This is a genomic window from Paenibacillus sp. FSL W8-0187 (genome assembly GCF_037969755.1).
GTDB lineage: Bacteria > Bacillota > Bacilli > Paenibacillales > Paenibacillaceae > Paenibacillus_AQ.
Map to the genome: position 1 here is coordinate 6,848,471 of NZ_CP150206.1, position 22,146 is coordinate 6,870,616.

Below are 22,146 nucleotides of genomic sequence, written 5' to 3' on the forward strand. Positions count from 1 at the left end.
ACGGTTTCTTGGTCCATAGTATCATCCTTAAGATCTTGTTAATTATGTTATATATAACCTTATCCATCATAATTTGCACATAAGAAAACGAGAGCACAGCCATCAGTAGTTAGGCGTCTGCTCTCGTTCCTTTTGTCCTACAGTTTCTTCTTATAATATAACCTACATCATTTTAAGTTTGTTCATCATGCGTTTCACGATCGTCGCCGTATCTGCACGATTCAGAACAGCATCCGGGTTGAAGTTATACGTCGGTTTCTTCTCGCCTTCCTTCAAGCTGTTGGCAACACCAGTGATGATGCCCGCCTTACTTACAGCAAGAATGGCTGGATAAGAGTAATTCGATTTGATTTTGCCGACATCTTCGAACTGCTTCTGAAGTGCTGCTTTATCTTTTTCGATTTCACCCATCTTCAGGTTGAGCGCACGTGCAATCATGTTGGCCGCTTCTTCACGAGTCAGTTCCATATTAGGAGCAAAGCTTCGTGGCGCAATGCCGCGAATGATTCCTTTTCTGGCAGCTGTCTCAATATAACGGTAATCCCACTGCATGCTATTGACAACACTTTCCTGATAAATGTCATCAAAAGTGAGCTTGTTCTTATCGGTATCATAATCCAACGGAATATCCAGCAGCTTCACTATAATAGTAGCTAATTCACCGCGTGTCATTGGATCATACACGCCGAATGCATCCGTCTTGGACGCCTTCATGTATCCTCTGGCCAGCATCAATTCAATATCGTTACGGGCCGTCTTATGCGAGATCGCATCGGAGTAGCTATAACGCAAGGATTTAACTGCGTAATAACCAAATCCCTTAAATGGAGCCGTAACAGTTTTCTTCTTAGCATCTACTTTCCCGCCGATGTTGATCCAAGTTCCTTGGGACGGGTTATACCACCAAATGCCCAAGTTGCTTGAAGCTGAGTTCACCAGTGCAGAATCATATTTCAAGGTAATCGTACCTTTTTGCGACAACTCCATCCAGTTCTGGGGAATCAAGCGTTGATGGAATTCGTTCCCTTTTGCGTACGGATGCGCTGCTGCTTTCACATTAAAGTCCTCTACGTTGCTGCTGTATGCATTAAGCGAACCCGCATCCAGCCAGTAAAGAGGGGATGAATAACCGTAATGGGCTGCCGGAGTGAAACGGAACGCATTGTTGTTATCCCCTGGAATGAGGGACAGGCGTCCATCCATTTCTACACCGTTCTCGATTTCACCAATTCGATTGTAAGCTTTAACGGTCCGCCCATCGATCTGGTTGGCAATACCAAACAGGATGTCATGCTCGCCAAGCAAATTGATCGTAGGCACTTCTGCATTCGGACTTGATTTTGCCTGTTGAAGCACCGTGCCTTTCGGCAAGGATAGAGACAAATCACCCTTAAATACTTTAACCTTACCTGACTTCGAAATATTTGTTTTAAACTGAGAGCCTTCTGTTGCATCATCGGTGTACGTTACAACGAATTGCCCGCTTGTCTTTTTGGTACCTTGTTCGATCGTGAACTTAATCGTATTTTTACCGTTTTTCAGGTTCTTGACCTCAAGACGGAAAATGTCGCTGATTTCGGATTTCACCATTGGCGTTTTGCCAATCAGAATGGAAGTAGCTCCTTCAGCCTTGATGCTTACCTCTACAAAGTTCTGTTTCAATACGCCTTCGTTAGGGAGCCTAGGAGAAAGAACTTCATAAGGCGCACGCTCACGAGTAATTTCAATGGTATCTGTGGTTGTAACCGACTGATAACGCGAACCGATGCTGATTGCCTGCAATCCAACCTCTGGAAGCGCGAGTTCTTTAAATACAACGCGGGCAGAGCTGGAGTTTGCTCCATTGACAATGGTAAAGTATCGGTCGTGCTCCTTCGGATCAATGGGATCTAATTGTGTCTTCAGGGTCCCCCCTGTAAGACGCCAGGTTCCTGCGTTGTCTTTTGTAAACACTGCAAAGATGGATGGCGTAGGATGGCTAAGATTCACCGTGATCTCATCGGTGTATTCCACCTCAAAGCGAAGACCCAAAGCCTTTTCATATGTGTTATAGGCATTCTCGGCGGTTTCTCTGAACAACCCATCCGGATCGGATTCCGTTGCGGAACCAACCGGGAATGGAATCATGTTTTTGATAACCGAACGAGTATCGCTAAAATACAGCAGAGTTAGTTTCGTCGAGATTTTCCCGCTCTTGTCAGCGACCACCAAAGTATTCGGACCTGGGATCAGCTGCAGGAACGTCGTATCTGTAAAGCTGAACTCGCCATTTCCGCTCACTGGCAGATCGCGAGTGTTACCATTCAAGGAAATCGTAAGTCCTGATGTTCCCGTGTAGTTCACAATCCGACCCGTTACTTGATTAAAATCTGTACTATTCTTAAAGACCTGATTGTTATACAAATGATAAATATCAATATAAGTGGAGGACAGGAACGTTACCGGGATCACCTTGGTATCGGAGACGCCCGATGCATTGCTGACCTTAATGATCAGATTTTGTTGTCCTGAAGGCAGATTCGTAATTTTGAAAACCGTGCTGCCATTATAGGTAAGTTTCTGGGCAATCGTGCCGCCGCCCTTGCTGGATTCAATCTCAACGTCGCCTGCGTTCACTTGTTCCACCATTAAGTAGATCGGCAATTCGTTAAGGACAGTATTGTTACTGCTTGGAAAAATGGACTGAGAGGTAAATGTTACCGTTCCGCCACTCTCTGTTACACCGTATAGTTGATGCACCTGTTTGATTGTAGGTGCATTGATATCACGATAAGTAAAAGGATTTTTCACATCGAAACCAGTGCTAGTGTCCTTAGTATAAACAAAGTATTCCCCGCTCTGTGTGATGTCAACCGAGCCAGTGGATGTAAAAGGATACATCAAGCTGTTTCCCAGGAGGCTTGCTGCACCTACGGTAGCATTTGAGGTCATGATTGGCACTGTGGATCCTGTCGGAAATACGGATACTTCAAGAGTTGGCGGTACCGCAGGCGTACCAGCCGGAGGAGCATCCATGATAACATAACCGGAGATGACGCCGTTAACCGTACCGGTTACAACGGCCTGCCCATCGATCTTGGTGTTACCAATCTGCAGTTGATTGACCGTCAAGGAGCCTGTCGGATGATATACGACCTGTCTATTAATGGTCTGTGTTTTCGATTCCGAGTTAACGACGATCACCAGATCGTTTACACCCTTTTGCAATTGGATCCCTGCGGAGTAATACGTATCACCGCCGCCAGGATACATGGCCATGCCGTTAACGGTCACACCTTTGGAGCCATTGGTTGCTTTTACCGAGATGCTAACGGTCTGCGTGGTAACGACAACCGGCTTGGAAGCATTCTCTTCCAGGACACGTCCATCACTGAGCGCTACTTCGTACACAGCCGGTACGTCGGAAAATTTCACATAAGCCGTCGCACTCATCTGCTGGCCTTGCGTACTCATACCGGATACGATGATTTTGTTCACGCCCTGATTCAACTGCACATTCAGGAACTCGAACGTATTCGCTGCTTCGTCCAGAATCGGCTTAACACCTGTTCCGCCTGTGGTTGTGTCATCAAAGCGTTTAATCTCATACGAGATGGTATTCGGGTTAATGCCGTTGTAGGTACCCGAAACCGAAATAGAATTCCGGTTCTCCGGTGTTGGGGAATTTGGATCCGTACTTAGATTTGAAAAGTGAAAATACAAGGCTCCATTTGCAGCTGAAGCCGGTAAAGCCGGAATTAGGGAAAAGAACATAGCAATGGCCAATAACAGGCTTGCTATTGTACGGAAATTTTTCTTCAACGGTTGTGCCTCCTTGATCATTCGGACGTTGGAGTCCGTTTTGGGTGTTACGTCGTTCACTGGGTCCCCTCGCTTTCACTAACAGATTGGTTCTATCGCATAGTTCATATATCGGAAACGAGTGTCCTATTATTTAGCAAAAATCACAAAAAAGCCTCACCCTTTTTGGGTGAGGCTGGCATGTCCGATCCGGACGCATCATGAAAAAGAATAAGTTCTACTTGGAGCGACTTTCGGGATTTGCCTTCATTCGCATACGGTTGATCAATCCAAGAATCGGCCGTTTGGTCTTGCCGACCAGTCCGATAATTTCAGCACCGATCTGCATGAAACACATCATAACGCAGATAACGACGAAGGTTACCCAGTTTGCTTCATACATGGCCGCCGAAGATTGAATGACAGCCAGTACGCCGAAAAATGCAGCAATCACATAAATGATCAACACCGTCTGACGGTGACTGAATCCTAGCTCGCGCAGACAGTGATGCAGATGTCCTTTGTCTGGAGCGAAGATCGGTTTCTTCTGGATTTTACGACGGATGATAGCGAAAAACGTATCAGACAACGGAACACCGATAATAATCAGCGGCGTAATGAAGGATACAATGGCAATCTGTTTGAATCCAAGCAGGGATAGCATGGCCAAACAAAATCCAAGGAATAATGAGCCCGTATCCCCCATGAAAATCTTGGCCGGGTGAAAGTTGAAGAATAGAAACCCGATAATGCTGCCGAGGAGAAGCAGACAGAGCAAAGCAACAGTGGTATTGCCCATCAGGACCGCCATGACCAGAATCGTACCGATCGCAATGCCCGATACACCGGCTGCAAGTCCATCCAGTCCGTCAATGAGATTAATCGCGTTGGTTACGCCGACAATCCAGAAGATTGTCAGTGGAATCGATACCCAGCTCTCCAGCATAGAGTACCGGTCCTGGAACGGTATATTTACAAAGTCCACGGTAATATTAAATCCGAATACAACTACGCAAGCAGCTGCAATTTGAGCCAAAAACTTCACTTTGGCCGAAAGTTCAAATCGATCATCCAAGGCTCCGATCAATACGATCATGGAACCGCCGATTAGAAATGCCTTCATAAAGTTGGCATCGCGAGGGGACAGGCTATCTGGAAGAAAAGGAAGAACTGCAATCAGTCCAATAATAAAAGCCAGATAGATGCCGAGTCCCCCGAGTCGGGGCATGATCCGGGTATGAACCTTGCGGGCATTTGGAACGTCAACGGCACCAATCTTAACGGCAAACTTCTTCACAAGCGGCGTTAAGAGCAGAGCGAGCGTCAGCGATATGATAAACCCGATGATGTATATCATTAACATGTAATCATTCGACCCCCAATATTGTCTACCGGTTGAATTATACTCCCTTCGGGTCCGAAAACCAATACCAATTTCCGGTGAAATCCCGGATTTTACCCACAGAAATGAGCCATTTAGCTCGTTTTCGTTACGTTTTCTTTCTCGCGCAGCACTTTCACTACGAATCTCGGCAGCGCAAGCATTCTTTTGTAACGTGTAGGCTCCTTCAGAAGACGGTAAAACCATTCGAGACGCAGCTTTTGGAATACCTTCGGTGCTCGCTTCAGTTTGCCGGAGATAATATCAAAAGATCCTCCGACCCCCATAACAACCGGAACTTGAAGCGCTTGTTTATGCTGGGCAATCCAAGGCTCTTGAGTGTCCGCACCACGGGCAACAAACAAAATATCCGGTGAAGCTGCCCGAATCTGTTCAATGACGGCAGCATCTTCATCTGGTCCAAAAAAACCGTCCCGATAGCCGCATATAATGGCAGCCGGATATTGCATTTGTAACCTTTCGGCCGCTTCCTGAATCACTTCGGCGGTGGTTCCCAGCAGAAAGAACTTCCATCTATAGGTTTCCCCGACCTTCAACAATTCATGTAACAGCTCGAAGCCGGTAACGCGCCCCTCCAGCGGTTCGCCCCCTACACTGGCAGCCCAAACAATCCCCGTGCCATCCGGAACGATGATTTCAGCACTTTGCATCATCTGTTTATATTCCGGATGGTTGACGGCGGTCATCACCATGATCGGATTCGCCGTGATCACATGGTGGGGCTGCCCCGACTGCACAGCCTCTGTCAGGTATTTCACCGTATCTTTCATACTGAGTTTAGAAAAAGGAATCTCGAACACCGATACGGTAGGAAATGGATAGGTCTGTTTCATGTTTATCATCCTCTATGGCGTAAATATTGGGCAATGTGGCGTGCAGGCAGAGCAGCCTGTTGTTTCAATGCGGTAATCTGCTCGCCGTGCTCCGCCTTCCATGCCGCTGCATCGTCCAGCAGCCTCAGCATCTGATCCTTTAACGTATCCGCGTCAAGGGACTCGCTGCTTCCCACAGGCTCGCTGCCCAGCCGCTTCAAAAAGTGATTGATTTTCGGGTCATAGGAAATTCCGAGCAGCGGCACGCTCTGATTCGCGGCATAGATCAGGCTATGCAGGCGCATGCCCAATATCATATCACAACGGCTAACCTCTCGCAGCATGTCCTGCGGCTGCTTCTCATCACAATAGAAACTGATTTTCGAACCATTCTTGGAAATATCGCCAATGCCGCTAGCAATAAACTGCGAAGCCTCAAGATCTTCCGGCTGATAAAAAGGGAGAAAACGAAAATGTACCGGACGCTGTGCGGCTAATGCCTTTAACCCTTCCGCAATAGCCTTCAGCTCTTTGCGTTCCGGATGCCAATATCGAACCGAAATACCGATAACTGGCAGAGAACCTTCTCCTTCCATCTCACGATTTGATAATGAGGACTGCACAAAAGGTTCTTCGAATGATTCACGATGTTCTTCTTCTATAGAAGAAACTGATGCAGCACCGTTCTCTTCCAGAGTCGATCCCGGGTTGGAATCACTCTGATGAACAACCTCGCCCTCTGGCAGCGGCAATCCCATCACCGGATCGGGTACGACGTGAATGGCTTCCCCTGATATTCCCATGGACTGAAGCAGTTCGCCGGACTGCATGTCACGCACCGAGATATACGTGCATTTACGGAAGATCGAGCGAATCATCGGATAAAACAGCTTACGGTTGACCGGACCTACGCCCTGGGCATAAATAAACGTCGGTTTACCAAGCCACTGTGCGATCTTGAGGACGCCCAGGTAATACGGGATCGTTTTCGGACTGGTAGCATCCTGCAGCAAACTTCCTCCGCCGCTGATCAAGCCGTCACTTTCCTTGATTGCCTGTCGAACTTCACCCAGCTTCATCCGGTGTACGGACTTCACCCCATATACCGCTGAGGTCCATTCCGGGTCAATGGAAAGTACAACGGGATTAATATTAACTCCCGCCGCCTTTCCTTCCTGCTCCAATGCGGTCAGGATGGATTTCAGGACCGCTTCGTCACCGCTATTTTTGAATCCGTAGTATCCGGAAATGACTATTGTTTTAGAAGTGGAGACCATCGTTTCCAGATCCTTTCTGCCACTTGCCATACCAATATCGCGATCAATCCGATAATTAAGCCGAGTCCAAGACCCAGTACAACGCGAATAGCCGAAATATAGAGTGGCGTGTGAATATGCGTAAATGTTCCGACCATCGACAACTGCCCCATCACACCAATAATGAGCAGGTAAACGGCATGACGGTATTTAAATGACAGGAAGACGCCAAGCACCATCATTGGATGGGCCAGCAAGAACTCCTTGTTACGCGGACGTACGCCAAACGTATTTTCCAGGAATGTACGGAATGTCATTTCGATCGAGGACACATTGCCTGCATTACCTGTACGTGTGAGATAGTACCAACCAACGATAGCTACAATACCGGCTGCGATGACCCATGTCAGTGAGATCGGTGTTTTAAGCAATTTCAGGATTGAGTTATAAGTCGATCCACCGCGGTACAGTACTACGTAGATTGCAATGAGCCCAATCGGTGCCGCAGCCAGCAAATTCACGCCGCGGAACTGGTCCAGAACGAGCATATAGGTCACATTATTCAATAACGCTACAACGATCGGTACAGCTGCGAGCGACAAGATCGTAGTCTTTACCAATAATACGATCGAATGGGTCACTCTTCTGCCAGAACTCATGTCCGGTATGCTCTGCTGCGTTTCATTGACTTTGCGAATGGCCAGAATGACGGCAACCGTTGGAGCACTGATTGCAGCTAATAGAGCTAAGGCCTGTTCAAGTAATGTCGGTTTCAGAACATATAATCCCGCACTGCCCAAAAGCCCGATCAGGAAAGCGGCAATCGTAAGGAACGGAATGTAATAGGAAATCATGAGCGCAATCAGAGCTACAGCTCCGACGACAGCCCCAAGCTTGAAGTAACGCTGCAAGGAAGAGTCGGTTACCTTAAACGGCTCTGCTGGACCCATGGTGAAACCATTGTCCTCTATCTGCTTAATGGCCTGACCCGAACCTGTCAAACTGTCAATCAGATTATCCAGCGGGTGGGTAACAGACGCTTTGGTCATATCCCGGCTTGGCTCTGCGTTTAAATAGAACATTCGAATGTTACGGTCTTTGGAAGCCAGAGCAAAACGGTCTCCAATAACCTCAGGCTCCAGATTAGCATCCCGCTCACTTAAGGAATAAATACGGGTTACATTGTAATCTGTTAAATAGGCTAGCTTCGTAAATCCTTTTTGCGGGCGCTTGATATTCTCAATCGCCACGAGGCCAATACCATGTTGGTTCAAAAGTTCACCAAAGGAATCCAAGCTTTTCATGTCGGCATTATCGTTGAAGCCTTTGGCGGAATCACCTTCAAACAAAATTCGTTTTACACCGTTTTCCGCGAAGTAGGACATCAGCTTCTCCATATAGGCCTGGTCATAGGGAAGACTGTCCGACAGACGCGGCACAATGTTAAAGCCCTTCTCTCGCAGCATGCCAATGGTAATCGGGTCTGGAGACAACGGTTTGATGACCGCATTGGATCGCGGAGTTTCCAACACCAATCCATCCACTCCACGCTCGAACTGCCAAGATCTTACCGGAATGCCCAACCTTGTGTAGGCTTCTTCGATAATGGGTTTAATTAAAGTCGCGCTTTCCTCGTTCAGGAACGAAACGTACGTAAAATTCTCGTTCGGCGAGACCGTCGTACCTGTCAGATCGGCGACCTGCTGCCCGTCATATACCGATATTCGCCGCGATTTCACCAGCTCGTCCAGCGTGCTTTCATATAGCGCCATACTGATTACGCCAGCGTCTTTCAGGCGATCCAGCTGCTCGGATACAAAATCCTGCGGCTTAGATTGATATACCGCGACATCCAACAAATCCCGATAATCAAACACCAACTCGACGTTCTTTGATGTTGATTCTGTTTGCAGTCGGTCATAACCTACCGGCAGGGCCGCTGCAACGCCAAGAACAACCAGAATCCACAGCCACTTGCGGGCTGCTGTGTTCCAGCGTTTCCAATTCTGAACCACGAAAGTACCTCCTCATCGAACCTATGGAAATTTACGATGGAGGGCAACAGTCCTCTTGGGCCTTGCAGCAACCATCGTAAATTCCCCTCGTTCTCTTCTCTCATTAAATGTATCTATGTTTAAGCGTCTACCCGGGCCATGACTTGATCCGAGAGCGATTGAATTTTGCGCTTCGCATCGGCGAGGGATTCGCCGCGCACGGCAAAATACACTTTGATCTTCGGCTCGGTACCGGAAGGTCTCAGGCAGAACCAAGATCCGTCTTCAAGCAAATACTTCAACACATTTTCCTTTGGCAATCCGCCCAGGCCTTCCGCATAATCAAGCACCTGCTTAACCGACACGTCTCCGACTTCCCCAGGTGGATTGTCGCGCCAATCAGACATCTTCGCTTGAATCTGGGCGACGCCATCCTTACCCTTGAGCGTCCGGGATTCCAGTGTCTCGAGGAAATAACCGAATTGCTCATACAGCTCCTGCAGCACATCGTACAAGGTCTTGCCTTGTGCTTTATAATAGGCGGCTGCTTCGCATATCAGCATCGAGGCCAATACCGCATCCTTGTCGCGGGCATACTTTCCAGCCAAATAGCCGTAACTCTCCTCATAACCAAACAGATACGTATGACTGCCAGACTCCTCGAACTGGGTCATTTTCTCACCAATGTATTTGAAGCCCGTCAATGTATTCAAGACGGTGGCACCATAATGCTCGGCAATCGCCGCTCCCATCTCACTCGTTACGATCGTCTTGATAACCGCACCATTATTAGGCAGCTTACCCGCTTCCTTCAATTGACCCAGCAAATAGTGGATCATAATTGCGCCGGATTGATTGCCTGTCAGCACGACGTATTCGCCCTGGCTATTCTTCACGACAGCCCCCATGCGATCCGCATCCGGATCCGTCCCGATCAAAATGTCAGCTCCGACTTCCTCACCAAGCTTCATCGCCAGTGTGAAAGCTTCCCGCTCCTCAGGATTTGGAGATTTAACGGTGGAGAAGTTTCCATCCGGCTCGGCTTGCTCCGGAACAACATGAATATGCTTAAAGCCGATGCTTTTAAGCACACGCTCTACGGGTGCTTGCCCTGTTCCATGGAGCGGCGTAAATACGATTTTGAAATCCTCGCCAAGCTTGGATGCGATAAGTTCCCGATTCACGCTGACATTCGTCACCGTATCCACAAAAGCCTGGTCCTCCGCTTCGCCCAGCCAAACCAGCAGACCTTGAGCCTCTGCATCAGCCTGAGACAGCCTCTTGACCGCGGAGAAGGAATCGACCTCCTGTATCCGGGCAATCACGTTCTCTGCTTCGTGCGGTACCAACTGGCCGCCTTCACGGTTGTACACCTTATAACCATTGTATTCCGGCGGATTATGGCTTGCCGTGATAACAATCCCTCCGGTAGCACCCAAGTGACGCACGCTGAATGACAATTGCGGCGTTGAACGCAAGGAAGGATACAGCTTCGCTACAATCCCGTTTCCGGCCAGAACCAAAGCAGCCTCTAACGCGAATTCCGGTGAGAAATGCCGGGAATCATGGGCAATGACAACAGAAGGCTTTCCCTCCGCTGTGCCATGAGCCTCCAAAATATATTGGGCAAAGCCTTGTGTTGCGCGACCTACCGTATATTTATTAATCCGGTTGCTGCCTGCACCAATGACGCCGCGCAGACCACCCGTTCCAAATTCCAGATCACGATAAAACCGTTCCTCCAGCTCTTTGGTATCGTGCTCGAGTGAACGCAGTTCCTGTTTCGTCTCCTCATCTACATAAGGATCATTCAGCCAACGTTGCAGCGTATCGATTGTTCTCTGACTCATCTCTGACATGAAAAAAAGTCTCCCTTCCTCATCCAAACAAGAATAGTCTGAAAATTACTCCTTATCCGCGAGAGCAAACATAATCTCTCCCTCGGCAACTACACGTCCATCCACCGTCGCGGTTGCTTTCCCTTTACCAATCATGCCCTTCAAGCGAGTGATCTCGACTTCCAGCCGCAGCGTATCTCCCGGTACTACTTGCCCACGGAAACGGAAACCGTCAATGCCCGCCAAGAAGCCAAGCTTTCCCCGGTTGCTCTCTACATTGAGAATCGCGACAGCGCCGACTTGCGCCAAAGCTTCTACAATCAGGACTCCCGGCATAACCGCATATTCAGGGAAATGCCCGACAAAAAAAGGTTCATTGATCGTCACATTCTTAATGCCAACCGCTCGTTTGCCGTCCTCAATCTCCACAATCTTATCGACCAGCAAAAATGGGGGGCGATGGGGAATAATTTCTTGAATCTGTTTGATGTTTAACATAGTATTAAAATCCTCCTTATGTACGTACCCGCCAAGCATAGCGTTTGAAAAGGGGTGTTCGTTCCATTTGCTGCCGCTGTGCCGCTTTCTCAAGCCGCGGGAGGTATTATTTGCGGTTGTATCATGCTTTCTCTTGAGGTTTTCTTAACGAATTTCAGATCATATGCATAAAAAGAAGGATCTGCGGAAAAAATGATGGATATCCTTCACCGCTGCAGAAGTGAAGGTTTTAGATAAGGGGCTTTCTCCAATCGGACACTTGTGTACGAGGAGAGGGCCCTTTTATAAGTTTTTTGGGGTCCCCGCAAAGTATTTGGAATAAGCATCGCAGCATAGGCTCTACTTTGTGGGGTTATTTTATATACATCCGTCCATTGTCATGAAATGACAAAGTTAATACGCAAGTCCCACCCCATTATACCGTTTAACCCCAAAAAAAGAAAACTCCCTTAAAGGGAGTTTGGCATCTAATCTCAAGACATGGTGTTCACCCTGACCTCTCGTCACGGTGCGAAAATCAAATCAAAAACATGCTTCCATGTGCCCCATTCAAACACTTCACTGAGCTCCTGATCGCCGAGGACAACATATCCGAAGACCATGCCTCCGAATAATGCCAATACGAGCAATACAGGAATCATGATACGGACAGCGATTTTCCATCCGGATGTCTTGGAACGTTTATTGGCTTTTGCTTCACTCATGATGCCCACCTACCCTCGCATTGTGTTGGCAAGGTTCATCATGGTATCGCTTGAACTAAGCGCACGTGCTGTCAGCTGGTAGGCCCGCTGAACTTCCATCATCTTGGTCATCTCGTCGGTCAAATTGACATTCGATTGTTCCATAAATCCGGACAGTACCTTCGATTTAAGAGGCTCGCCTGGAGCCGCCGGTGTCAAATCGAACACATCGCCTTCCGCCAAACCGTTTCCTACGACAAACAGGTTATCGCCGACAGCGACCAAACCTTCCGGACGCTCAAGCTCGACCAGCTTCAAGGTTGCATAAGGAGCCGTACGACCTGTGGGGGTCTCCACGATAATCTGCCCTTTCTCGTTAATGGCAACTTTCCCTTTGGCCGGAAGCGAGATTGGCTTATTGTTCACGTCAAGTACAGGATAGCCTTGTGAATTGACCAGCAGCAGGTTGTTAGGGTTACGGGCATCCGGAGATACATGGAATCCGCCTTCGCGGGTATATCCAATCTCGCCATCTCCCTGAACGGCAAACATGGCTTGTCCATCAATCATCAGATCAAACGGACTTCCGGTTTCCTTCATGGCTCCCTGCTCCATGTTCTGCACAACGGAAGATAGTCTCATGCCATACCCGAGTGTATAGCCAAGCGGTGTCGCACGGCCTGTCCGGTCGAAATCCTTGTGATGCCGCTGAACCTGTGTCAGCACATCTTCAAAGGAAGCCTCCTTTTTTTTATAACCAGCCGTATTGACGTTTGCTATATTGTCCGCAATGACATCCAACCGCTGCTGAAGGGCATTCATCGACACCATGGCGCTAATCATCGAGTTGTTCATCACTTACCTCCCGTGGGCTCACATTTTCATACAGCAGCGTGCTGCCTGCTTACTTACAGACAAGCTTAGACTCGGCCGATCTCATTGACCGCCTTCTCCAGCGTTCTGTCGTAATACTGAACAATTTTTTGGTTCGTTTCATACGCGCGCAGCGCAGCTGTCAATTCTACCATCGATTGCGTTGGGTCCACGTTGGACCCCTCAATAAATCCCTGACGGATGACTCCGTTATCACCGCGTGCCATAAAACGCACTTCCCCGTCCGGATCGGCCATACGGAACACGCCGTGACCTTCACGAATCAGTCCATGAGGCTCGCTCACGATGCTGACTCCGAGAATGATGCCTGTCCCATTGCCTTCTGCGTCCATGATTTCTCCTTGCTCATTCACTGTAAAGTTACTCGCCGAGCCTGTCAATACAATCGGTCTGTTATTGTTATCCAGAACCTGATAGCCACCATCGCTCAAGAGGCTGCCATTCGGGCTAACCCGGAAGCTGCCGTTACGGGTGTAACGGATATCTCCGCTCTCATTCTGAACAGTGAAAAAACCTTCCGGCCGGTAAATCACCTCGCCGTTCTCATCCACGTATCTGCCGGAAGCATCAAACGGATAAGCTTGGCCTGTTGCCGGATTCTGTACCGTAAAAGAGGACACCAGCGCAAAGTCTGTTGTCTTGCCCGTTTCCCGGAGCGCGCCTTCGGTATAAAGCGATATGCTCTCCTCAGCGTAAACACCAGTGTTGAACTTGCCCAGCTTCCGTCCCGCATTCGCCGAATCATTGCCGCCGATCATGGAGACAAGCACTTCGGGGAATGAACGCTGTACGCTGTTCGTTGCCTTGTAGCCTGTCGTGTTGACGTTGGCAATGTTCTGCGTCACCGTATTATGTCGCTGCTCCTGGGTCATCATCCCCGAAGCTGCTGTATATAGACCTCTTAACAATGAAGGCACTTCCCTTCCAAAATAGATCCGTGAATGGCCGCTTCGCTGACGGATTGTATTTCCAATCGCTGTTGTTTTCGGATTTCTCGTTAGAACTTCTCAAAATGTTGAAATCCGAAATCAAAGGCGACCACTCCGTTTTTCCAATACAATTCCGTCCTCTTCGCTGCTGCTGCGCATGACCATTGTATACTGCAGACTTATGTAGCTGCATCGTATGGATACAGATTTAAAATCAAATATCACGTTCCTATCATCTATATCGGAAGGTTAGAACTTTTTCTTTACGACCTTGTCCAAATTATCCAGCATAATTCCCGTTCCCTTAACCACACAGTGCATCGGATCCTCCGCAACAAGCACCGGCACCCGCAGTTCGTCGGTCAACAGCTCGTCCAAACCATGAAGCAGTGCGCCACCGCCGGTCAATATGACGCCGCGATCGATAATGTCCGCCGACAGCTCCGGCGGCGTCCGCTCCAATACGGATTTGGCTGCGAGTACGATCGATGACACCGGATCCCACAGGGCTTCCTGCACTTCGGCTGAGGACACCGTTACGGTAAACGGAAGTCCCGATACCATATCGCGTCCGCGAATATCCATCTCAGCTTGTCTACCGCCTGGACGAACTGTTCCGATCGCCATCTTCAAATCTTCTGCCGTCCGTTCCCCGATCAGTAATTTATATTTTTGCTTCACGTACTTTATAATCGCCTCGTCGAACTTGTCCCCTGCCATTTTAATCGAAGAAGCGGTGACGACATCGCCCATGGACAGGACGGCCACATCCGTGGTGCCGCCCCCGATGTCCACAACCATGTTACCGCTCGGTTGGAAAATATCCATCCCTGCGCCAATTGCCGCTGCCTTCGGTTCTTCTTCCAGGAACACATCCCTTGCGCCGCTGCGCTCAGCCGCTTCCCGGATCGCCTTCTGCTCTACCGAAGTAATGTTCGTCGGAGCACAGATGAGGATTCGGGGCCGGCTGTGCCAACTGCGCGCGCCCACGCGATCAATAAAGTACTTCAGCATTGCTTCCGTTATTTCGAAGTCGGCGATGACCCCGTCCCTCAGCGGGCGGATCGCAATAATGTTGCCGGGAGTGCGCCCGATCATGCGCCGTGCTTCCTCACCGACGGCAAGGACTCGTTTGGCGTCGGTCTCAATAGTGACAACGGAAGGTTCGTCTAACACTACCCCCTTCCCCTTTACGTGAATGAGCACGTTCGCCGTTCCGAGATCGATTCCAATATCCTTGCTCAACATCATGAAAAGCCCCCAAAGTGTTATTTTATGGTAAAAGAGTCTGTTCTCTGTACCGAACCATCCTTCGACATAATCTAGCAAGCGATGATGATCTTCGGCAAAACAGGTCCCATATTTCGATCCTATACCAGCTTTTAACATATCATACTTTAGGGGAGGGATTCAACGCCAATCTAGCGACCAAAGCCCTAAAAAATCAGGATTTCGCCGTGGCCACCGGTTCACGGTTGCTGCCGGTTTTTTTGTACTTGATCTTGGTAGCTTCTCCGCCTCTCAAATGGCGGATGGATTTGTGGTATTCGAGAATGTGCTTCACCTGATCCGCCAGGTCCGGGTTGATCTCCGGCAGACGTTCGGTTAAGTCCTTATGCACCGTGCTCTTCGACACGCCAAATTCTTTGGCTATAGTTCGAACCGTATGCCTCGTTTCCACGATACAGCGTCCGATCTTAATGGTCCGCTCTTTGATGTAATCGTGCACGCTCCCGCCTCCCTACTGTGTGGATAGTTTGGTACATTATATGAGGGGCATGACGGGATATTCGCGGTTTCAAGGGCTGACAAGCTTACTTGGACTCATTTATTTTCTGGACATGCCCGTGACGGACAAGTCTAAAATGTCCACAAAACAAGGCGCAGCAAGGGTTGGACTTGCCGTCCAAACCCGCAACAAAAAAAAGACAGGATCACAAGATCCTGCCCTCTTCAAGTGCGCGGTGGGCGCATGGCTACAAAGAAATGAAATTATTTTTGCGGAAGCACGCTCACAGGGTTGACCAGTTTCCCGCCCTCGTACACTTCGAAGTGCACATGGTTGCCGAGATCCTTCTCAAGCTCACTGCGTCCTGCAGTCGCGATGGAATCGCCCTGCTTCACTTCAGCGCCTTCCTTCACTTTCACTTCGTTCAAGCTTTGGTACACGGTTTTCGTATCACCCGACGTAATCTCCACGACGTTGCCGTTAACTGGATGATTCTCAACCCGGGTCACTTTACCTGTCAGTGCGGCACGAACTTCAAACATCGTGTCATCTGCAGCGGCCAAGTCGATTCCCAGATTCGGCGTGAAGGTGTCATTGTATTGCACCATCGCCTCTTGATGCGTTTCTGGGTTCGTCTCATCAAAGTAAGGCTTGACGATGCTGACTGCCACGTCATCGGCTACCGGCCAGATCATTGATTGCGCATTGGCCGTCACTTCTACAGCTTCTCCATCATTGCCTTCCGTTGCAGCAGGTTTCTCTGATCCTTGTACCGATCCCGATACACTTGTTTCTTCCCCTTGTGGCTTCAGCGTTTTTTGGCTGGCGTCCTGGTAGACCCACACGAGGGTTAGTATAATTGCCGCTGCTGCTAAGTATGCTGCCGGGAACACCCACCGTTTGGATAATGCTTTCTTCCACGAAGATGACGGTACCGCCGAATCTCCTTGCACAGTTTTAGGAGTTTCTTCGTGGGGTTTACTATTTTTGTTCTGTTCATTCATTTGCAATCACCTCAGTAACCATTGTTACCGGGGTCAACTCTTTTATACGTTATCTCACTATTATTTTTTTGAGAGGTTGTTCCAAAAGTCGTCTTTTGATCACGGAGTGAATCAAGGGGCAACTCGGCATCGAATCTTGAATTCAGCCGGTCCTTCCAATGCTCACGTACCTAAAACGTACGCTCCGCTTCTCAGTCCCTAGCTTTATTCAACCTTCTCGGTGCTGAAAGACCGATTTTTTGAACTTGTATTAAAAGAGAGAAGATTTGAAGTTTTGTCAAAAGAAATATTCGTATAATAGTGCTCCAGAATCTCTTTCGCTTCATATCCTTCGCGGGCCATGCCCTCTGCTCCGTATTGGCTCATGCCCACGCCGTGGCCATTGCCGTAGGTCGTTATCTCCATCTCGCCGTCTTTCATATGAAGGGTGAATTGGCTGGACCGAAGCCCCAGCTTCTCTCTCACCTCGCGACCGGTGAACTTCTTGCCGCCAACCCGTACGCTCTCAATTCGATGACCTTGCGTATACGAGAGTACTTTCAAAAAAGAAGCCCCCCCATCCCCGCCTGCCGATACCGGTACGGCTCCATCCGTCAGGCCGAGCTTTCCTATGAATTCCGAACGGGGCATCGTGATTGTTGTCTTGTACTTCGGTGAAATCTGTTTATCCCATGGACTCTCCACACTTCGCAGATAGGGAATCTCGTTCTTCCAATAATCCTCTGAATTTTCGGTATACCCGTTACTGGTGGAGAAAAAAGAAGCTGTAATCGGTTGACCCTCATACGTCATCACCACTCCTGCCGTTTCCTTCACCGCTTGCTGGAGCTTCGCCAGCTCTGTTTCTTTCCCTAGCCGCTGCCATTCCTTCGTAAGTTCGTCTTGGGCAATATAAGCCTGGTGACTGACCGTATCGGTCACCACGGCCTTGCCGTCCGGCACGCCGCTGCGGTCCCTGGACGCAAGCCGCTGCACGATATAGGTCCGTGCCGCAATGGCCTGGGCCTTAAGTGCCTCCAGCTGGAACTCGGCCGGCATCTCGGCGGCCAGGACGCCGACGAGATATTGTTCCAGCGGCAGCTCCTCCACGGTATCCGTCTTGGTTACATAGACGGATACCGTGGGCTCTTCCGCCGCCTGCGGCTCGGCGGAAGGCAGCGGGGCCGGCCCGGGCGGCAGCGGCTCTGGTGCGTTGTTGCCGGGGGCAACCACCAGCAGAGGCAGCGCCAGCGCCAAGGCCAGTAGCACCGCCACGGCCCAGACGGCGGGGTGCACCCGCACCCGCCGCCTTCCGGTGGCCGGGCGCCGCGCGGCAAAGCCGCGGCGCCCCCAGCGCGCAGGCCGCACACGGAACGTGCGGCCGCCGCGCGGCACGCGGCCCGTTGCCGCCTGCGCGAAGCGCTGCGGCTCGGCCGCGGGATGCGGGCCCTGCGGCATCGCCGCTGGCCCGCCGGGGTCTGGCGTGGCGCTGTGCGCAGGCACGCCAGCGGGGCGGCCGGGCGGCGGCGTATGGGCCGCCCGCGGGCCGTGGCCGGACTCGCCGAAGGCGTCCGGCGCTCTCCCCGGGCTGCCGTGCCCGTGAGGCCCTTCCTCTATATCCTTTTTATCCTGTTTCGATTCATAACTATGTTCTTCAGTTGATCCGGCTTTTTTCTCAAGTTCACCGGGAAAATCCCACTTCAATACGGGAGCAGCCGATCCTTCGGATGGCACCTGGTATGATTGAGGATTTTCTTCTCTCAGAACATCTTTTGGATCGATCGCTCGTTTTTTTCCTGCTGTGCTCAGATTTACCCGAACCTTCGAATCTTTCATTGCATTTCCCTCCTGTGCCTTTTCCCCTGGAATATACCTCTGGCTTATGCTCCATCAGGCTCTACTTATACTTATGAGATACGGGCATTTGATAGAACTATTCTAAGAGAAAGGAAAAAGTCACATGGATGAAGAAACGCTGACACTGACTGCAAGCAAGCTAGCAAAGAGAGAGTCTCCTACTCATCCGGTATCAACGTAAGAGAATCAATGATAGCCGGAATTATGTTTATATACAAAAGAGAAGGAGCTTCGCCCTTATCGGCAAAGCCCCTTCTTCTACACTCTATTGTGGTCTATCCTGGATCATCAAGGTCAATCTTGATTGTTACACCCAGGTAGGTTGAACTTTGAAAACTTTTGCGTCTTCTGTTTCACTTGCCACTTTTTTCGAAACTTTCTCCGAGCTCTGGTCCTCCGTCGAAATACGCCAGATATCCGCGCCAAGTCCAGACAGCTTCTCCGCTAAATGAACATAGCCGCGATCGATATGCTGTACGCCGCCAACTTCGGTAGTCCCCTCCGATACAAGCCCGGCTAATATCAAGGCAGCCCCTGCACGCAGATCCGTTGCCGTTACTTTGGCACCTTTAAGCTTAGCGCCGCCCGTAACGATGGCAGAACGTCCTTCAACTTTGATCTCTGCATTCATCAGCTGAAATTCGTCCACATGCATAAAGCGGTTTTCAAATACCGTTTCCGTAACAACACTTGTACCTTCGGAAACCAGCAAAAGAGCCATCATCTGGGACTGCATATCGGTTGGGAACCCAGGATAAGGCAAGGTTTTCACATCAACCGACTTTAATGGTTTGTCAGCGATAACGCGAATTCCATTCTCGTCCGGTTCAATGGTAATCCCCATCTCTTCCATCTTGGAAATAACCGGTCCAAGGTGGTCTGCAATGGCTCCTTCGACATACACATCACCGCCCGTGATTGCAGCCGCAGCCATAAAGGTGCCTGCTTCAATTCGGTCAGGAATTACGTTATGCTTAACGCCATGCATCTTCTCAACGCCCTCGATACGAATCACACCCGTGCCCGCACCGCGAACTTTGGCGCCCATTGCATTCAGGTAATTCGCTAAATCGACAATTTCCGGCTCTTTCGCCGCATTTTCGATTACCGTAATCCCTTCAGCCAATGTAGCAGCCATCATAATATTTTCAGTAGCACCCACGCTGGCTACGTCCAAATAGACCTTCGCCCCACGCAATCTGCCATTGCTTTTAGCTTCAATATATCCTTGTCCGAGGCTAATCTCAGCCCCGAGAGCTTCAAATCCTTTTAGGTGTTGATCAATGGGTCTTGTGCCGATAGCACACCCCCCGGGAAGCGAAATCCGGGTTCGTCCACAACGTGCCAATAAAGGTCCCATGACCAGAAAAGACGCCCGCATCTTCCGCACCCATTCATAAGGTGCTTCACATGTCGTTATGTGCTCTGCATTTACACGTATCACTTCATCCTGATATGTAATGCCCGCACCAAGCGACTCCAATACTTTACTGATTGTAATTACATCGTCAAGAGGAGGCGCGTCAATAATAACACTTTCCCCAACTTCCCCTAGTAGAGAGGCAGCGATGATCGGAAGAACTGAATTTTTTGCTCCGCTGACTTTGACGCTTCCGGTCAGTCTTTTGCCACCGCGGACGATAAATTTGCTCATCATGGTTTCCCTCCGCGTCCATAATTTTCCTGATTGCGTGTGTTAGTGATTAGTTGTTGCTAATTCCCTAACTTTCATCTTAACATTAGTGATTTCCGCTAAACAAGCGATTTTCGAACTATTTATGACATCTGATTCGGTGTCTACATCAGGTATCAGAAATCCATGATGCCACCTTATGAAGCATCTGTTATCCGCAGTATGGACCTTCGAAAGGTACCATGACCGACCAGCACTTGTCAATGCATAACAATTACCGGGTGAACTCTATAGTCCGGAAGTCATACCGTCCGCCCGATCAAATTCTTATTTTAAGTGTTAACATAATAAAATGCGTTTATTCGACATTCTCCCCTAGCAACCTAACAGAGATATAACCATTCATGCCGCAATTAAAACAGACAAGTAAAATATTGGCAAGACCATAACCTCGTGCAACAAATGTTTCATTACTAACTGCAGCACCTTGTGTTATGTATGACGCTCATTTCCGTTCTAAAACATATATCGGATCATTTGACTCCATGTAATATAGTCAATTAGGAATTCAGCCACGAATCGTCCAAGCACCACTGCCAGCAGCAAATGCAACAGCTTTCCCTGCGGCCCTTTTGGATGACGGACAACCAAATCCAGCTTTACTTGTTGTAATGCCCACCAAGCCAGTGCGATACAGATCAGCGAAACGACAATAGACAAGAATCCGTTAACACCAACAGCACTGATTGAATTAGATAAATCCTGGTTCATACTCCCTCCTCCTTCATAAATTATCCTGCCCTGTTCAGGACCGACTCTTCTATAATACTTGGCTGGCGGCTAAGAATCCAGCACTTTCTATTCGACATTTCCTCGGAAATAATAAAGTTTCTCGACAACCTCCCAAAACGATCATTTATACGCTATTAGGAGAAGTTAGAATTCCCATTAATTTCACTCCAAAAAACATCCAACAGCCAATCATATAGTGTAGTTTTATATCTCGAACTTCTATTTATACCGACGGTTTAACAAAAAAATACCCATCTATGAAATTAATGATATTCACAGACCGTGTATAGCTGAGATGACGTTATCACAAAAAGAAGAATATTTATGTATCAAAACAATCCATGCCTCAGGTCCTTTCTAAGAGTAATTGATGGCTATGGACCCATTTACGTCATCCACCAAATTGTATATGCCATTGGCTCCATGGGCCAACTAGATCCCCACCAAGATATGCGGTTCAGACAGTGAGATAACCATAAAAGTTTACCTCTTTCTCCCTTTCATGCTTGGTTATACCTGCAATCTATGAATGCTCTACACCTTAAACGAGTGCTTTTATAACCAGTATCATTGGCTACTAATAGAAATAGAACACAAAAAGACAGCTTGGCTGAAAATTACAGCAAGCTGTCTTCGTTACCTTATTAGTTCCGCGTCACTTTAATCCGGTTCATCGCTCTTTGCAGAGCCATTTCCGCGCGACGATGGTCAACTTCATCTTGTCTTCCCTTCGCATGCAGACGGGTCTCAGCTCTTTCCTTCGCGGCTTCCGCACGCTCCAGATCGATTTCTTCCGCTTTCTCTGCGCTTTCCGCCAGGATGACAATCTTATCTTTACGGACTTCGACGAAACCGCCTTGTACCGCAAACGGGGTTCTCTGGTTGCCAATCTTCACATAAACTGGCGCTATCTGAAGCGGCGTAACGAAGGAAATATGACCTGGCAAAATGCCCAGCTCTCCCTCGACCCCACGTACCGTAACACTGTTCACCTGCTCAGAGTAGACCAGGCGGTCCGGCGTTACGATTTCCAACAAAATGGTGCTCACTTCCATCCCTCCTCACC

Annotated in this window: 17 protein-coding genes; all 17 read right to left on the reverse strand. The window is 49.1% G+C overall.

Translation table 11 applies throughout. The features are described from left to right. Nucleotides 1-162 precede the first annotated feature (162 nt). Entirely contained in the window at nt 163-3,801 is a 3,639-nt protein-coding gene (locus tag MKY48_RS31080) for an S-layer homology domain-containing protein (RefSeq protein WP_339268489.1), read from the reverse strand. Between the two features lie 217 nt (nt 3,802-4,018). Beyond that, a complete protein-coding gene (locus MKY48_RS31085) occupies nt 4,019-5,143 on the reverse strand; it encodes an MraY family glycosyltransferase (RefSeq protein WP_213647029.1) in 1,125 nt (374 codons plus the stop codon). Nucleotides 5,144-5,256: 113 nt separating this feature from the next. After that, nucleotides 5,257-6,015: a WecB/TagA/CpsF family glycosyltransferase gene (locus tag MKY48_RS31090; protein WP_339268491.1), complete on the reverse strand. Its 759-nt coding sequence runs from the start codon at nt 6,013-6,015 to the stop codon at nt 5,257-5,259. 5 nt (nt 6,016-6,020) lie between these two features. After that, nucleotides 6,021-7,271 (reverse strand): polysaccharide pyruvyl transferase CsaB, encoded by a 1,251-nt coding sequence (gene csaB / locus MKY48_RS31095; RefSeq protein ID WP_339268492.1) that lies wholly within the window; start codon nt 7,269-7,271, stop codon nt 6,021-6,023. Further along, nucleotides 7,247-9,265: a DUF5693 family protein gene (locus tag MKY48_RS31100; RefSeq protein ID WP_339268494.1), complete on the reverse strand. Its 2,019-nt coding sequence runs from the start codon at nt 9,263-9,265 to the stop codon at nt 7,247-7,249. The genes csaB and MKY48_RS31100 overlap by 25 nt, the downstream gene beginning before the upstream one ends. Before the next feature lie 119 nt (nt 9,266-9,384). Continuing rightward, nucleotides 9,385-11,103, reverse strand: a complete 1,719-nt coding sequence (locus MKY48_RS31105) for a phospho-sugar mutase (protein ID WP_339268496.1) — start codon at nt 11,101-11,103, stop codon at nt 9,385-9,387. A 45-nt stretch (nt 11,104-11,148) separates the two neighbouring features. Next, on the reverse strand, nt 11,149-11,580 hold the full coding sequence (gene fabZ / locus MKY48_RS31110; protein WP_098749219.1) for a 3-hydroxyacyl-ACP dehydratase FabZ: 432 nt from the start codon (nt 11,578-11,580) through the stop codon (nt 11,149-11,151). A 503-nt stretch (nt 11,581-12,083) separates the two neighbouring features. Next, complete coding sequence (locus tag MKY48_RS31115; protein WP_076323992.1) at nt 12,084-12,284, reverse strand: DNA-directed RNA polymerase subunit beta; 201 nt, start codon at nt 12,282-12,284, stop codon at nt 12,084-12,086. Nucleotides 12,285-12,293: 9 nt separating this feature from the next. Then, nucleotides 12,294-13,118, reverse strand: a complete 825-nt coding sequence (locus tag MKY48_RS31120; RefSeq protein WP_339268499.1) for a flagellar hook-basal body protein — start codon at nt 13,116-13,118, stop codon at nt 12,294-12,296. 65 nt (nt 13,119-13,183) lie between these two features. Next, nucleotides 13,184-14,065, reverse strand: a complete 882-nt coding sequence (locus MKY48_RS31125) for a flagellar hook-basal body protein (protein ID WP_076323990.1) — start codon at nt 14,063-14,065, stop codon at nt 13,184-13,186. A 270-nt stretch (nt 14,066-14,335) separates the two neighbouring features. After that, nucleotides 14,336-15,334, reverse strand: coding sequence for a rod shape-determining protein (locus tag MKY48_RS31130; RefSeq protein ID WP_076324088.1), 999 nt, complete (start codon nt 15,332-15,334; stop codon nt 14,336-14,338). A 196-nt stretch (nt 15,335-15,530) separates the two neighbouring features. After that, on the reverse strand, nt 15,531-15,815 hold the full coding sequence (gene spoIIID, locus MKY48_RS31135) for a sporulation transcriptional regulator SpoIIID (RefSeq protein WP_009594246.1): 285 nt from the start codon (nt 15,813-15,815) through the stop codon (nt 15,531-15,533). A 263-nt stretch (nt 15,816-16,078) separates the two neighbouring features. Then, nucleotides 16,079-16,819: a M23 family metallopeptidase gene (locus MKY48_RS31140; RefSeq protein ID WP_076323987.1), complete on the reverse strand. Its 741-nt coding sequence runs from the start codon at nt 16,817-16,819 to the stop codon at nt 16,079-16,081. 204 nt (nt 16,820-17,023) lie between these two features. Next, nucleotides 17,024-18,634, reverse strand: coding sequence for a stage II sporulation protein D (spoIID, locus tag MKY48_RS31145; protein WP_339268502.1), 1,611 nt, complete (start codon nt 18,632-18,634; stop codon nt 17,024-17,026). Nucleotides 18,635-18,962: 328 nt separating this feature from the next. After that, entirely contained in the window at nt 18,963-20,309 is a 1,347-nt protein-coding gene (gene murA, locus MKY48_RS31150) for a UDP-N-acetylglucosamine 1-carboxyvinyltransferase (protein ID WP_213647187.1), read from the reverse strand. A gap of 495 nt (nt 20,310-20,804) precedes the next feature. Further along, a complete protein-coding gene (locus MKY48_RS31155) occupies nt 20,805-21,059 on the reverse strand; it encodes a DUF1146 family protein (RefSeq protein WP_076323985.1) in 255 nt (84 codons plus the stop codon). 665 nt (nt 21,060-21,724) lie between these two features. Further along, nucleotides 21,725-22,129: a F0F1 ATP synthase subunit epsilon gene (locus MKY48_RS31160; RefSeq protein ID WP_076323984.1), complete on the reverse strand. Its 405-nt coding sequence runs from the start codon at nt 22,127-22,129 to the stop codon at nt 21,725-21,727. Nucleotides 22,130-22,146: the final 17 nt, after the last annotated feature.

Coding starts and splice junctions, on each gene's coding strand:
- MKY48_RS31085 (WP_213647029.1), bottom strand. CDS start 5,143: ATGTTAATGATATACATCATCGGGTTTATCATATCGCTGACGCTCGCT.
- MKY48_RS31090 (WP_339268491.1), bottom strand. CDS start 6,015: ATGAAACAGACCTATCCATTTCCTACCGTATCGGTGTTCGAGATTCCT.
- csaB (WP_339268492.1), bottom strand. CDS start 7,271: ATGGTCTCCACTTCTAAAACAATAGTCATTTCCGGATACTACGGATTC.
- MKY48_RS31105 (WP_339268496.1), bottom strand. CDS start 11,103: ATGTCAGAGATGAGTCAGAGAACAATCGATACGCTGCAACGTTGGCTG.
- fabZ (WP_098749219.1), bottom strand. CDS start 11,580: ATGTTAAACATCAAACAGATTCAAGAAATTATTCCCCATCGCCCCCCA.
- MKY48_RS31115 (WP_076323992.1), bottom strand. CDS start 12,284: ATGAGTGAAGCAAAAGCCAATAAACGTTCCAAGACATCCGGATGGAAA.
- MKY48_RS31120 (WP_339268499.1), bottom strand. CDS start 13,118: ATGAACAACTCGATGATTAGCGCCATGGTGTCGATGAATGCCCTTCAG.
- MKY48_RS31130 (WP_076324088.1), bottom strand. CDS start 15,334: ATGTTGAGCAAGGATATTGGAATCGATCTCGGAACGGCGAACGTGCTC.
- MKY48_RS31140 (WP_076323987.1), bottom strand. CDS start 16,819: ATGAATGAACAGAACAAAAATAGTAAACCCCACGAAGAAACTCCTAAA.
- spoIID (WP_339268502.1), bottom strand. CDS start 18,634: ATGAAAGATTCGAAGGTTCGGGTAAATCTGAGCACAGCAGGAAAAAAA.
- murA (WP_213647187.1), bottom strand. CDS start 20,309: ATGAGCAAATTTATCGTCCGCGGTGGCAAAAGACTGACCGGAAGCGTC.
- MKY48_RS31155 (WP_076323985.1), bottom strand. CDS start 21,059: ATGAACCAGGATTTATCTAATTCAATCAGTGCTGTTGGTGTTAACGGA.